This is a genomic window from Streptomyces sp. NPDC006339 (assembly GCF_040612775.1).
Taxonomy (GTDB): domain Bacteria; phylum Actinomycetota; class Actinomycetes; order Streptomycetales; family Streptomycetaceae; genus Streptomyces.
Genome location: NZ_JBEXQW010000043.1, coordinates 1 through 13084, shown reverse-complemented (window position 1 = coordinate 13084; position 13084 = coordinate 1). Strand labels below are relative to the sequence as shown.

The 13084-nt window shown below is 71.6% G+C and carries 9 protein-coding genes; 5 read left to right on the top strand and 4 right to left on the bottom strand.

The window, feature by feature from the left end:
• The first annotated feature begins 154 nt into the window (after positions 1-154).
• From ABZ135_RS29250 to alc, 4 genes are read left to right on the top strand one after another with little or no spacing between them, the layout of a single operon-like run.
• Complete coding sequence (locus tag ABZ135_RS29250; protein WP_356699738.1) at positions 155-1090, top strand: EamA family transporter; 936 nt, start codon at positions 155-157, stop codon at positions 1088-1090.
• Positions 1091-1095: 5 nt separating this feature from the next.
• Positions 1096-2103: a DMT family transporter gene (locus ABZ135_RS29245; protein WP_356699736.1), complete on the top strand. Its 1008-nt coding sequence runs from the start codon at positions 1096-1098 to the stop codon at positions 2101-2103.
• 10 nt (positions 2104-2113) lie between these two features.
• A complete protein-coding gene (locus tag ABZ135_RS29240) occupies positions 2114-3034 on the top strand; it encodes a LysR family transcriptional regulator (protein ID WP_356699734.1) in 921 nt (306 codons plus the stop codon).
• A gap of 59 nt (positions 3035-3093) precedes the next feature.
• Entirely contained in the window at positions 3094-4254 is a 1161-nt protein-coding gene (gene alc / locus ABZ135_RS29235) for an allantoicase (RefSeq protein ID WP_356699732.1), read from the top strand.
• 139 nt (positions 4255-4393) lie between these two features.
• On the opposite strand, the gene pepN is transcribed toward alc, so the two are convergent.
• The 4 genes from pepN to ABZ135_RS29215 all read right to left on the bottom strand — a co-directional run bounded on the left by pepN (position 4394) and on the right by ABZ135_RS29215 (position 12390).
• A complete protein-coding gene (pepN, locus tag ABZ135_RS29230) occupies positions 4394-6973 on the bottom strand; it encodes an aminopeptidase N (protein WP_356699730.1) in 2580 nt (859 codons plus the stop codon).
• Positions 6974-7113: 140 nt separating this feature from the next.
• On the bottom strand, positions 7114-8130 hold the full coding sequence (locus tag ABZ135_RS29225; protein ID WP_356699728.1) for an aspartate-semialdehyde dehydrogenase: 1017 nt from the start codon (positions 8128-8130) through the stop codon (positions 7114-7116).
• Positions 8131-8311: 181 nt separating this feature from the next.
• Positions 8312-11629, bottom strand: coding sequence for a S8 family serine peptidase (locus ABZ135_RS29220; protein WP_356699726.1), 3318 nt, complete (start codon positions 11627-11629; stop codon positions 8312-8314).
• A gap of 218 nt (positions 11630-11847) precedes the next feature.
• A complete protein-coding gene (locus tag ABZ135_RS29215; protein WP_356699724.1) occupies positions 11848-12390 on the bottom strand; it encodes a CGNR zinc finger domain-containing protein in 543 nt (180 codons plus the stop codon).
• Between the two features lie 134 nt (positions 12391-12524).
• On the opposite strand from ABZ135_RS29215, the gene ABZ135_RS29210 reads away from it, so the two are divergent.
• Entirely contained in the window at positions 12525-12977 is a 453-nt protein-coding gene (locus ABZ135_RS29210) for a VOC family protein (RefSeq protein ID WP_356699722.1), read from the top strand.
• The last annotated feature ends 107 nt before the right edge of the window (positions 12978-13084 follow it).

Sequence of the window (13084 nt, the reverse complement as noted above, 5' to 3'; positions counted from 1 at the left end):
GAATGCAGTTTCCCTCTCCGCTGACTCACTTGCAAGAAAGCCACTTGCACGTAAGTAGCTTAGTGCTAAGTTAATTACCGCCAAGGCACACCACGCCAGCCGGACGGCCGGGACGCACCGGTCCGGCTCGTCGCCACCGCAGGGGGGAACCGTCATGTCCCACAAGGCCGCCACCATCGCCCTGACTGCCCTCGCTCCGATCTCCTGGGGCTCGACCTACTTCGTCACCACGGAGTTCCTGCCGCCCGACCGGCCGCTGTTCACCGGTCTGATGCGGGCCCTGCCCGCCGGACTGCTGCTCCTCGCCCTCACCCGCAAGCTGCCGCAGGGCGCCTGGTGGTGGAAGTCGGCCGTGCTCGGCGCCCTCAACATCGGCGCCTTCTTCCCGCTCCTCTTCCTCGCCGCCTACCGCCTGCCCGGCGGAGTCGCCGCCGTCGTGGCCTCGGTCGGCCCGCTCTTCGTCGTCGGCCTCGCCGCGCTCCTGCTCGGCGACAAGCCGACCGTCAGGGCGCTGCTCACCGCCATCGCCGCCGCCTTCGGGGTCAGCCTCGTCGTGCTCAAGGCCGGGGCGGCGCTCGACGCGGTCGGAGTGATCGCCGGACTGCTCTCCGCCCTGTCGATGTCCGCGGGCACCGTCTTCACCAAGCGCTGGGGGCGCCCCGAGGGCGTCGGCGCGCTCGCCCTGACCGGCTGGCAGCTCTCCGCGGGCGGACTGATCATCCTGCCCGTCGCCTTCCTGCTCGAAGGCGCCCCGCCGGCCCTCACCGGCACCCACCTCGCCGGCTACGCCTACCTCGCCTTCGGCAACACCGCCGTCTCCTACTTCCTCTGGTTCCGGGGCATCGAGCGCCTCAGCGCCTCCTCGGTCACCCTCCTCGGGCCGCTCTCGCCCATCACCGCCGCCGTCATCGGCTGGGCCGCGCTCGGGCAGGCGCTCGGTCCGGTGCAGTTGATCGGCATGGTGATCGCCTTCGGTGCGACGCTGGCGGGCCAGCTCACCCCGCCGAGCAAGAAGCAACCGTTCGTAAATTCTGAAAAGAACGGTCAGGAAGTTTCGATGGACCTGGAGGATCGCGAGGTGCGACGGTAGGCGGCATGACCCTGATCACCGCCCGCCACCCGACCACCCCCGAAACCACCGCCGCCACCGCAGAACCCACCCCCACCGCAGAACCCGCCACCGAGAGGCCGGCGCCCGCGAGGAAGCTCGCGCGGGGCGCCGGCCTCGGCGTGCTGCTCGCCCTGCTCGCGACCGTCGTCTGGTCCGGCAGCTTCGTCGCCACCCGCGACATGGCCGACACCATCCCGCCCGTCCAGGCCGTCTTCTGGCGCTGGATCGTCGCACTCCTCGCCGTCGCCCCGTTCGCCGCCCGCCCGTTCTGGCGGCAGCGCGCGGTGATCCGCCGTCACCTCGGATTCGTCGCCCTCGCCTCGCTGTTCGGCGTCGCCCTCTACAACACCCTGGTCCACCAGGCCGGACTGACCACCTCCGCCTCCAACATGGGCATGATCATGGCCGCCTCCCCGGTCCTCATGGCCGGCTACGCCCGCCTCGGCGGCGAACGCCTCGGCGCCCGCCGGCTCCTCGGCCTCCTCGTCGCCGTCCTCGGCGTGCTGCTGCTCGTGGGCAAGGGCTCCCTCACCGTCGACCTCGCCGCCGGGGACCTGTGGATGTTCGCCGCGGCCCTGTCCTTCGCCTCGTACAGCGCCCTCCTCAAGCGCAAGCCCGCCGAGATCGACGGACTCGCCTTCCTCTTCACCACCTTCGTCCTCGGCGCCCTGATGCTCGCCCCCGCCTACGCCCTCTCCCTCGCCCTCCAGGGCGGCTTCCCCGTCACCGCCGGAACCGTCGGCCCGCTGCTCTACGTGGGCGTCTTCTCCTCCGCCGTCGCCTTCTTCGCCTGGAACAAGGCCATCACCCTGATCGGCGCCGCCCGCGCCGGAGTCGTCTACTACCTCCAGCCGGTCTGCGTGGCCCTGCTCTCGTACGCCCTCCTCGGCGAGCGACCGGGACTCCTGGGCGTGGCGTGCATGGGGCTCATCCTGGGCGGGGTGGCCCTGGCGTCGGCGGCGACGCCAGGGGCCCGGCCGGCCGCCCGGTAGGTTGCGCCCCATGACCGAGTGGGACATCAAGAAGCTCCAGATCCTCCGCACCCTGCGCGATCGCGGGACCGTCACCGCGACCGCCGAGGCGCTGCTCATGACCCCCTCGGCCGTCTCGCAGCAGCTCACCAACCTCTCCCGGCAGCTCGGCGTGCCCGTCCTGGAGGCGCACGGGCGGCGGGTGCGGCTGACGGACGCCGCCCACCTGGTGCTGCGGCACGCCGAGGCGGTCTTCGCCCAGTTGGAGCGGGCCGAGGCCGAACTCGGCGGTTATCTGCGGGGGGAGGCGGGCCGGGTGCGGGTCGCCGCGTTCTCCACCGCCGTGCCCGCCCTCGTCGTCCCCGCCGTCCAGGCGCTGCGCTCCGCCCACCCCGGACTCGACCTCCGGATCCGCGAGGCGGAGGCGGCCGAGGCGTACGAACTGCTCACCGCCGGCGACGTCGACCTGGCGCTCTCGCTCGCCGCCCACGCGCCCACCGCCCGCGACCCCCGGTTCAGCCGGGTGCCGCTGCTCGCCGACCCGCTCGACGTCGCCCTGCCCACCGGGCACCCGCTTGCGGACGCCCCCGGGCTCCGGCTCGCCGACCTGTCCGCCGAGCCGTGGATCTTCGGCGGCTCCGGGCCCTGGTCCGAGATCACCACCGCCGCCTGCGAGGCCGCCGGATTCGTGCCCGAGCAGGCGCACAGCGCGGCCGGCTGGACCGCCATCCTCGCCATGGTCGAGGCCGGGATGGGCGTGGCCCTCGTCCCCCGCATGGCCGCGGCCGAGCGCCGCAGCGGCGTCGTCATGCGGGTCCTCTCCGCCGACCAGCCGCTGCGTCATGTCGTCGCCGCGGTACGGCGCGGGGCGGAGGAGCATCCGGCCGTCGCGCGGGTGCTCGCGGCGCTGCGTCAGGCCGCCCTCCAGCGCGAGACCGTTCAGCAGAGCTGAAAAGCGACCTCGAAAACATTCGATGGACCTGCGGTGTGGTCGAGCGGCACAGTCGAGACATGAGCCTTGACGCCGCCCTCACGGACTCCCTCGCAGACTCCCTCGCCGACGACCCGCACGCCAACGACGCCGCCCCCTACGCCGGAGGCGACCCGTACGCCGACTACCGCGCCGGCGACTTCCCCTTCACCGAGCTCGTCGACCTCGCCGACCGCCGCCTCGGCGCCGGAGTCGTCGCCGCGAACGACGAGTTCTTCGCCGAGCGCGAGAACCTCCTCGTCCGCGAGCGGGCCGTCTTCGACCCCGAGCACTTCGGGCACAAGGGCAAGATCATGGACGGCTGGGAGACCCGCCGCCGGCGCGGCACCGACGCCGGCCACCCCTTCCCCGCCCCCGAGGACCACGACTGGGCGATCGTCCGCCTCGGCGCGCCCGGCGTCATCCGCGGCATCGTCGTCGACACCGCCCACTTCCGCGGCAACTACCCGCAGCGGGTGAGCGTCCAGGCCGCCGCCGTCGACGGCACGCCGAGCCCCGAGGAGCTCCTCGACGCGAAGTGGGAGGAGCTCGTCCCGCCCACCCCCGTGCGCGGCCACGCCGCCAACGGCTTCCAGGTCACCGCCGAGCGCCGCTACACCCACGTACGGCTCTGCCAGCACCCCGACGGCGGCATCGCCCGGCTCCGTGTGCACGGCGAGGTCGTCCCCGACCCCGAGTGGCTGGACGTCCTCGGCACCCTCGACCTGATCGCCGTCGTCAACGGCGGGGTGTACGAGGACGCCTCGGACCGCTTCTACTCCTCGCCCACCCAGATCATCCTGCCCGGCACCTCGCGCAAGATGGACGACGGCTGGGAGAACCGCCGCCGCCGGGTCCGCGGCACGAACGACTGGGTCCGCTTCCGGCTCGCCGCCCAGGGCGCGGTCCGCGCGGTCGAGATCGACACCGCCTACCTCAAGGGCAACTCGGCCGGCTGGATCGCCCTCCAGGGCTGCAACGGCGACCCGGCGGGCGGCGCGGAGTGGTTCGAGATCATCCCGCGCACCCGGCTCCAGCCCGACACCCTCCACCGCTTCACCCTCCCCGCCCAGGCGGTCGTCACCCACGTCCGCCTCGACGCCTTCCCCGACGGCGGCATCGCCCGGATGCGCCTGCACGGCAGCCTCACCGACGAGGGCGCGGCCACCCTGCGCACCCGCTACGCCCGCCTGACGGGCTGACGGGCTGACGGGCCGGCGGGCTCACCGCCTGACGACGGCCCCACCGCCCCACCGCCCGAGCAACTCCCCCCCAGCACGGCGAAAGGGCGCCCCCCGGGGGAGGGCGCCCCTTCGTCGGTCATCGGACCACGGACCGGTCCTAGCGGGCCGCCGCCGCGTCCGCCGCCTGCGCCTTGAGGGCGCGCTCGACGCCCGCGCGGCACTCCGTCACCAGACGCCGCAGCGCCGGCGCCGGGTCGTGCTCGGCGATCCAGGCGTCCGTCGCGTCGAGCGTCTCCTGCGACACCTGGAGCGTCGGGTAGAGGCCCACCACGATCTGCTGCACGATCTCGTGGCTGCGGGTCTCCGAGATGCCCTTGATCGAGGCGAAGTACTTCGCCGTGTACGGGGCGAGCAGCTCACGCTGGTCGGTCTGCACGAAGCCGCTGATCACCGCCTCCTGCACCGCGTTCGCCAGCTTGTCGTCCTCGACGACCGAGGCCCACGCCTGCTCCTTGGCCGCGTCGGTCGGCCGCGCCGCGCGGGCGGTCGCCGCGTGGCGCTCGCCCGCCGCCGTGCGGTCGCGCTCCAGCTCGGCCGCGATCTCCGGCTCGTCGTACACGCCGGTCGCGGCGAGCCGCTGGACGAAGGCCCAGCGCAGCTCGGTGTCGACGGCCAGGCCCTCGACGGTCTCGCGGCCCTCCAGGAGAGCGGCGAGCAGGTCGAGCTGCTGCGGGGTGCGGGCGGTCGCCGCGAAGGCCCGCGCCCACGCGAGCTGGTGGTCGCTCGCCGGCTCGGCGGCCTGGAGGTGCGCCAGGGTCGCCTCGGTCCAGCGGCTCAGCCCCGCCTCCCGCCACTCCGGCGCCGCGTACAGCTCCAGAGCCGCCTTGACCTGGCCCTGGAGCGACTGGACCACGCCGATGTCGGTCTCCTTGGCGATGCCCGAGAGCACCAGGTCCAGGTAGTCGCGGGTGGCCAGCTCGCCGTCCCGGGTCATGTCCCAGGCCGAGGCCCAGCACAGCGCCCGCGGCAGCGACTCGGTGAAGTCGCCCAGGTGCGCGGTGACGTTCTTCAGGGACACCTCGTCGAGCCGGACCTTCGCGTACGACAGGTCGTCGTCGTTGAGCAGCACGACCGCCGGGCGCGCCCGGCCCGCGAGCTGCGGGACGGCGGTCCGCTCGGTCGCCTCGATGTCCAGCTCCACCCGCTCGGTGCGGACCAGCTTGCCGGCCGGGTCGAGGTCGTAGAAGCCGATCGCGATCCGGTGCGGGCGCAGCACGGCCTCGCCCTTGGCGCCGGCGGGCAGCGCCGGGGCCTCCTGGCGGACGGCGAAGGAGGTGATCGTGTCGTTCTCGTCGGTCTCGATCTCGGGCCGCAGGATGTTGATGCCCGCGGTCTCCAGCCACGCCTTCGACCATGCCTTCAGGTCACGCCCGCTGGTCTCCTCGAGCGCGCCGAGCAGGTCGGTGAGACGGGTGTTGCCGAAGGCGTGGCGCTTGAAGTACGCCTGCACGCCCTTGAAGAACTCGTCCTGGCCGACGTACGCCACCAACTGCTTCAGGACGGAGGCGCCCTTGGCGTAGGTGATGCCGTCGAAGTTGACGAGCACGTCCTCCAGGTCGTTGATGTCCGCCATGATCGGGTGCGTCGACGGCAACTGGTCCTGGCGGTAGGCCCAGGTCTTCTCCGCGTTGGCGAAGGTGGTCCAGGCGTTCGGCCAGCGGGTGCCCTCGACGGACGCCTGGCAGGCGACCGAGGTGTAGGTGGCGAACGACTCGTTCAGCCACAGGTCGTTCCACCACTCCATGGTGACGAGGTCGCCGAACCACATGTGGGCGAGCTCGTGGAGGATCGTCTCGGCCCGGCGCTCGTACGCCGCGTCCGTCACCTTCGACCGGAAGACGTACTGGTCGCGGATGGTGACCGCGCCCGCGTTCTCCATCGCGCCGGCGTTGAACTCCGGCACGAAGAGCTGGTCGTACTTGGCGAAGGGGTAGTCGTACGCGAACTTCTCCTGGAACCAGGTGAAGCCCTGCCGCGTGACGTCGAAGATGTGGTCCGCGTCGAGGTACTCGGCCAGCGAGGGACGGCAGTAGATGCCGAGCGGCACGACCTGGCCGTCGGGGCCCTCGTACGTCGAGTGCACCGAGTGGTAGGGGCCGACGATCAGCGCGGTGATGTACGTGGAGATCCGCGGCGTCGGCTCGAAGACCCAGATGTCGTCCTTGGGCTCCGGCGTCGGCGAGTTGGAGATGACCGACCAGCCGCTCGGCGCCTTCACGGTGAACTGGAAGGTCGCCTTCAGGTCCGGCTGCTCGAAGGAGGCGAAGACGCGACGGGCGTCCGGCACCTCGAACTGCGTGTAGAGATACGCCTGTCCGTCGACCGGGTCGACGAAGCGGTGCAGGCCCTCACCGGTGTTGGTGTACGCGCAGTCCGCGACGACCTTCAGCTCGTTGCGGCCCTGCTTCAGGTGCCGCAGCGTGATCCGGGAGTCCCGGAAGACGGCGGCCACGTCGAGGGAGTGCCCGTTGAGCACCACCTCGTGGACGGCGGGGGCGACGAGATCGATGAAGGTCTCCGCACCGGCCTCGGCGGAATCGAAGCGGACGGTGGTGACGGACCGGTAGGTGCCGCCCTCCTGCGCACCCGAGAGGTCGAGGTCGACCTCGTACGCGTCCACGGACAGCAGCTTCGCCCGCTGCTGCGCCTCTTCACGGGTCAGGTTCGTGCCAGGCACCCGGTCAACTCCTCGGTTTCGTGACGTTTGGCCCATCCTTCCACGGGGCGTGTCGGCGGCGCACGGTTCATTTCCCAGGGCGAACAGGGGAAAGGGCGGCCACCCCACGGGTGGCCGCCCTCACCGGGTCCGTACGGCTGTCAGCCCTGGAGCTCCGCCGCGACGAGCTCCGCGATCTGCACGGCGTTGAGCGCCGCGCCCTTGCGCAGGTTGTCGTTGGAGAGGAACAGCGCGAGGCCGTTCTCGACGGTCTCGTCGACGCGGATGCGGCCCACGTAGGAGGCGTCCTTGCCGGCGGCCTGGAGCGGGGTCGGGATCTCGGAGAGCTCGACGCCCTCGGCGTCCTTCAGCAGCTCGTAGGCGCGCTCGACGCTGATCGGACGCGTGAAGCGGGCGTTGACCTGGAGGGAGTGGCCGGAGTAGACGGGCACGCGCACACAGGTGCCGGAGACCTTCAGGTCCGGGATCTCGAGGATCTTGCGGGACTCGTTGCGGAGCTTCTGCTCCTCGTCGGTCTCGAAGGAGCCGTCGTCGACGATCGAGCCGGCCAGCGGCAGCACGTTGAAGGCGATCGGACGCTTGTAGACGCCGGGCTCGGGGTAGGCCACGGCCTCGCCGTCGTGGGTGAGCTCGGTGGCGCGCTCGGCGACGGCCTTGACCTGGCCGTCGAGCTCGGCGACGCCCGCCAGGCCGGAGCCGGACACGGCCTGGTAGGTGGTGGCGACGAGCGCGGTGAGGCCGGCCTCGTCGTGGAGCGGCTTGAGGACCGGCATGGCGGCCATCGTGGTGCAGTTCGGGTTGGCGATGATGCCCTTGGGGCGGTCCTTGATCGCGTGCGGGTTCACCTCGGACACCACCAGCGGGACCTCGGGGTCGCGGCGCCAGGCGGAGGAGTTGTCGATCACGACGGCACCCTGCGAGGCCACCTTCTCGGCGAGGGCCTTGGAGGTGGTGCCGCCGGCCGAGAAGAGGACGATGTCCAGGCCCGTGTAGTCGGCCGTGGAGGCGTCCTCGACCGTGATGCCGTCGAGGACCGTGCCCGCGGAGCGGGCGGAGGCGAAGAGCCGCAGCTCGTCCACCGGGAAGGCGCGCTCGGCCAGAATCTTGCGCATGACTGTGCCGACCTGACCGGTCGCTCCGACGATTCCGACCTTCACGGGGATCCTCCGAATGTGTGTGCAGGGTGGTGCCGCATCCATCATGCGTGTGGCCCGGGGCGCCTTGTCCAATCCATTGTCCAAGGGACGGGACGGCCCCGGGAGACGGTAAGACGCCAAAGGGGCGGGCACCGGTTTCGATGCCCGCCCCCTCACTCCCCATGCGGGGATGTGACGCGTGTTACGGCGTGACCTTGCCGATCACGACGCTGCCGGCGCCCGCGGCGGTGCCGCGCGCGTTCAGCAACTGGACCTCGCCGAAGAACTGCCGGCCCTCGGGCGCGGCACCGGCGACCAGGACCTGGGCGGCGACCTTGGCGGACGCGCCGTTGGCCAGCGGGTAGGTCTTGGCGGAGTCGACCTGGACGCTGCCGAGCGCGGCGGAGTAGTACACGTCCCGGTAGTCGAAGGTCGTGCCCTCGGCCGCCTGGACGGAGTAGCCGTCGATCTCGACCGTGTAGGTGCCCGGCGCCGGCTTGATCAGCGTGACGGACTCCTCAGAGTCGCCGTCCGCGGACGAGCCCACGACCTTGCCGTCCAGCTTGACCGAGAGGTCGAGGTCGGCGGCCTTGTCGGAGGTGTTGCCGATCGCCACGTCGAGCCGCTCCACACCCTCACCGATGGTGACGGTCTTCGTCTGCTTCTCGTGGTGCCGGATCGTCGGGGTCTCGACCTTGGCCGAGCCCAGCGAGCCGCCCTTCAGCTTGCCCTCGACGGCGGCGAACTTGTTGGTGACGGTCCACTCGACGGCGGCCGGGGTGCCGACCTTCGCCTCGGCGACGGTCTGCACGGCCGGGTCGAAGGCGGCGCCGAGCACCGACACGTCCAGCTTGTACGGGTTGTCCAGGTCGGGCGAGGTGCGGCGCGACTCGACCTCGATCTCCCAGACGCCCGGCGTCGGGTTGGCGTACGAGCGCAGGTCCGGCCGGCAGGTGTTCGCCGGGTTGTAGTGCGGGTAGCACACGTTGGACGCGGTGGACTCGATGGCCACGCCGTACGGGTGGATCGCGATGAAGCGGGTCTGGCTCTTGGCCTTCAGACCGCCGATGGCGACCTCGAGGGACTTGGCGCCCTCCGGGACGGTCACGAAGTACGACTTGTGGCTGTTGCGCTGCACCGAGCCGGTGGCGGAGAAGCCGTAGCCGGGGGCGACCAGGTCGTTCGCGACGACCGAGGTGGCGAGGATCTGCTTGTCGACGCCCTCGGTGCGCTCGTCGTCGGCCTCCAGGATCACGCTGTGCACACCGGCGGTGGTGGGCCGGGCCTGGAGCTTGACGGTGACCGGCTTGTTCAGCGGCAGGTCGATCTCGTCGTCGCCGAGGATCCGGAAGGTGCCGTCGTTGTACTTCAGCTCCAGCTCGTGCTCGATGGCCCGGTCCGGGCCGCTCGTGCGCGTGATGGTGACGTCGTAGACCTTCTTCTGGCCGACCTTGAGGCCGCCCTCACGGTCGTACACACCGGTGCCGGTGTGCGGGGCCGGGAAGATCGCGGTGTCGACCGGGGCCTCGACCTTGTAGGCGTGGGCGGTCGCGCCGTCCTTGATCGAGTCCCATGCCTCGTTGATGTCGATGAGGCCGGCGCCCTGCTCGTGCGCGGCGACCCCGCCGATCCGCTTGGCGGTCGAGGTGAGCGCGGTGCGCAGGGTGAGCGGGGAGAGCTCGATGCCCTTCTGCTTGGCGGCCGAGAGCAGCAGCGCGCTCGCGCCGGCCACCTGCGGGGAGGACATCGAGGTGCCGTTGAGCATCCCGTAGCCCGCGGGCAGGCTGTAGCCGGCCTCGGCGACGCCGGAGCCCGCCTGCCAGGTCGGGATGGTGTTCACGGCCGAGCCCGGACCGGTGAGGGTCGGGGTGAAGCCGCCGTCCTCACGCGGGCCGCGCGAGGAGAAGGGGAACATCGCGTACGGCTTCTCGACGGCCGAGCCGTAGTTGGCGGCCCAGGTCGACTTGGAGATGGCCGCGCCGACCGAGACGACCTTGTCGGCCAGGCCGGGGTCGCCGATGGTGTTGATGCCCGGGCCGGAGTTGCCGGCCGAGATGATCAACTGGACGCCGTACTCGTCGATCAGACGGGTGTAGAGGCGGGCGCGCACGTTGTCGCCGTCGTTCTGCGCGGGCAGGCCGCCGATCGACATGTTGACGATGTCGACGCCGCGGTTGACGACGAGGTCCACCATGCCCTCGGTGAGGGCGGTGTTGGTGCAGCCGCCGGTCCAGGTGCAGGCGCGCGAGGAGACGATCTTCGCGCCGGGCGCGGCGCCGTTCATCCGGCCGCCGAAGAGGCCGTGGGCGGCGGTGATGCCGGCGACGTGGGTGCCGTGCGAGGACTCGACGAGACCGACGTTGACGAAGTCGCGCTTCTGGCCGACCCAGCTCCCGCCCAGGACGTCCATCGGGACGTCCTTGCGGATCTCGATGACGAACGGGGTCTTCTCGACGACCTCGGTGGCCGGGTTGTCGGTACCGAAGTAGCCGATCTGGTGCCCGTCCTTGTACGGCTTCATCGGCGCGTTGTCGGTGAAGTCGTTGTTCTGGTCGGAGTCGACGCGGACCGTGCCCGCGGCCGGGTCGTACAGCAGGCCGAAGGTGTCGGTGGTGTCGCCGTCGCGGTTGATGTCACCGGCCGGGTCGCCGCCCGCGGTGATCGACTCGCTGAAGCGGCTCCACTGGTAGGAGCCCTCGGGCGCCTTCCAGCTCTGCGTCGCGGCGGTGAAGACGGGGCCGGTGACCGGAGTGATCTGGGCGCGCCAGGTGGCGTCGCCCTCGGTCAGCGGGTCGGTGGCGGTGACCCAGTCGACGATCTTGCGCTCGCCGGTGGTGGTCTTCTGCAGCGCCGGGTGGCCGAGGTCGACACCGGAGTCGAGGACGCCGATGGTCACGCCGCGGCCGTCGGCCCTGGGGTGGTCCTCGACGAACTCGACCGCGCCCGTCTCGTGGGACGGGTTGTACGGGTTCTTCGCCGGGGTGTTCTTGCCGGGCGCCGGGTACGTCGTGGTGACGGTGGTGCCCTCGACGGCGCCGGCGGTGCCGGCGTCGGGGGTCGGGTCGTCCAGCTTGATCTCGGCCTGGAGGTCGATCGACTGGACGGAGGAGAGCTTGCCGGCCGCCTTGATCGCGGCGTCGGCCTTGCCGGTCGGCAGGGTCGCGCGGACGTAGCCGAGCTTGTCGTCCTGCTTGCCGACGAAGGCGCCGGGGACGGCGTCGAGCTGGCCGGCGACCTGCTCGGTGGCGCCGGGGGCGGTGGCGACGAGGACGGTGACGTGCTTCTCACCGGCCGCCTCGGCCGCGTCGAGCCGCTGGGCGTCGGTGGGGCCGAGCTTGTCGGCGGAGTCCGCGGCCTTCACCGGGGAGGTGGCCGCCGGGTCCTCGGCGGCCAGAACCGGGGCGGCACCGGTCGCGACCAGGGCGGTCACGAGTCCGGCGGCGGCGGCGATGCGGGCCGCGCGTCTGGTCCCGGGGGTCGAGCGCCCGGATATGGAGCTCTGGGTTTCGGGGGTGGTCATTTACATCCCTGTTTGTGAAGGAGAGGGTCCGGATTTCGGTACCGGATGACCGCTCAGCCTTTCGCAAGTGACAGGGGTTTGGGGAGAGTTACCGGGCGGCGGAATGCGTCCGTGGCACACATCCGCCACTGCGGAACATGCGCCACGGGGGACGAAACGGCCTCAACGGGGACGAGGTGACGGGGCGTCGCGGGGGTGTCGCGGGCCGACTGTCGGGACTAGTGATCCTTTGTACGGGCATAGTGGCGCATCGCCTTGGCCCGGTTGCCGCACGCGGCCATCGAGCACCAGCGGCGGGTGCCGTTCCGCGAGGTGTCGAAGAAGTGCAGGATGCACGCCTCGTGGGCGCAGGCGCGGATCCGGTCGGGGTGGGTGCGGAGCAGGTCGAGGTAGTCGCGCGCCGCGGTCCAGCCCGGTCCCCAGGCGGGGTCGGCGAACTCCGGCCGCTCGCCGGGGCCCTCGGGGGTGAGGGTGGCGCGGATGCGGCCGTGGCCGAGGACGGCGTCGACCCGGGCGGTGGCCTCGGGGTCGCCCGGGCGGTCGACGAGGGCGGCGAGGGCATCCCGGGCGGCGAGGGTGTGCCGCAGGGTGGTCGCGTCGGCGGTGAAGCGGTCGTCCAGGCCGTGGGCGGCCAGCCAGACGGCGAGCCCCTCGGTGTCGTCGAGCAGGTCCCGGCGGACGCCCTCGTGGTTCCAGCGGGTGTTGAGCAGGTCGAGGGAGACGGGTTCGCCGGTGAGTGGCCGCGGGTCGATGACGGTCATGGCGGGCGCCCTCCTCGGCGGTCCGAACCGGAACTAACCCCTCAAGGTTACGTGACCGGTTGCACGCGGAGTGATCTAACCTCTAAAGTCGCATTGAAGGGTTAGTCGCATCTCGCCCGTGGAGGGGAACAGTCATGTCCGTCGGAACGCTCACCACCGCTCACATCGGCCTCAACGTCACCGACCTGGAGCGCTCGCTCGGCTTCTACGGAGAGGTCCTCGGCTTCCAGGTCCTGCGCGAGGGCAAGGAGGAGGGCCGCCGCTACGCGCTCCTGGGCCAGGAGGGCCGGCTCACCCTCACCCTCTGGCAGCAGGCCGAGGGCGGATACGACTCCGGCCGGGCCGGCCTGCACCACCTCGCCTTCCAGGCCGAGTCGATCGACCACGTGCGCGCCGCCGAGGCCGCCCTGAAGGCCCGCGGCACCCACTTCGCGTACGAGGGCGTCGTCCCCCACGCGGAGGGCGCGGCCTCCGGCGGCATCTTCTTCCACGACCCCGACGGCACCCGCCTGGAGATCTCGGTCCCCAGTGGTGCGGAGGGTGCCGAGGCACCCGTCGAGTCCGCCCCGACCTGCGGCTTCTTCTAGGCCGTGTCTTTCGGATCTTGCCGGGCTCGCGACTCCCCCAGAGCTTCGCCTGGGAGGTGCCCCCATGCGCACGCACGCTCGCCGCGTTGTCGTCGGTCGCCGATGTC

Bases quoted from the DNA above. Each gene is read 5' to 3' on its own strand.
- ABZ135_RS29220 (WP_356699726.1), bottom strand. From the start codon at position 11,629: ATGACCACCCCCGAAACCCAGAGCTCCATATCCGGGCGCTCGACCCCC.
- ABZ135_RS29250 (WP_356699738.1), top strand. From the start codon at position 155: ATGTCCCACAAGGCCGCCACCATCGCCCTGACTGCCCTCGCTCCGATC.
- ABZ135_RS29245 (WP_356699736.1), top strand. From the start codon at position 1,096: ATGACCCTGATCACCGCCCGCCACCCGACCACCCCCGAAACCACCGCC.
- ABZ135_RS29215 (WP_356699724.1), bottom strand. From the start codon at position 12,390: ATGACCGTCATCGACCCGCGGCCACTCACCGGCGAACCCGTCTCCCTC.
- ABZ135_RS29210 (WP_356699722.1), top strand. From the start codon at position 12,525: ATGTCCGTCGGAACGCTCACCACCGCTCACATCGGCCTCAACGTCACC.
- alc (WP_356699732.1), top strand. From the start codon at position 3,094: ATGAGCCTTGACGCCGCCCTCACGGACTCCCTCGCAGACTCCCTCGCC.
- ABZ135_RS29240 (WP_356699734.1), top strand. From the start codon at position 2,114: ATGACCGAGTGGGACATCAAGAAGCTCCAGATCCTCCGCACCCTGCGC.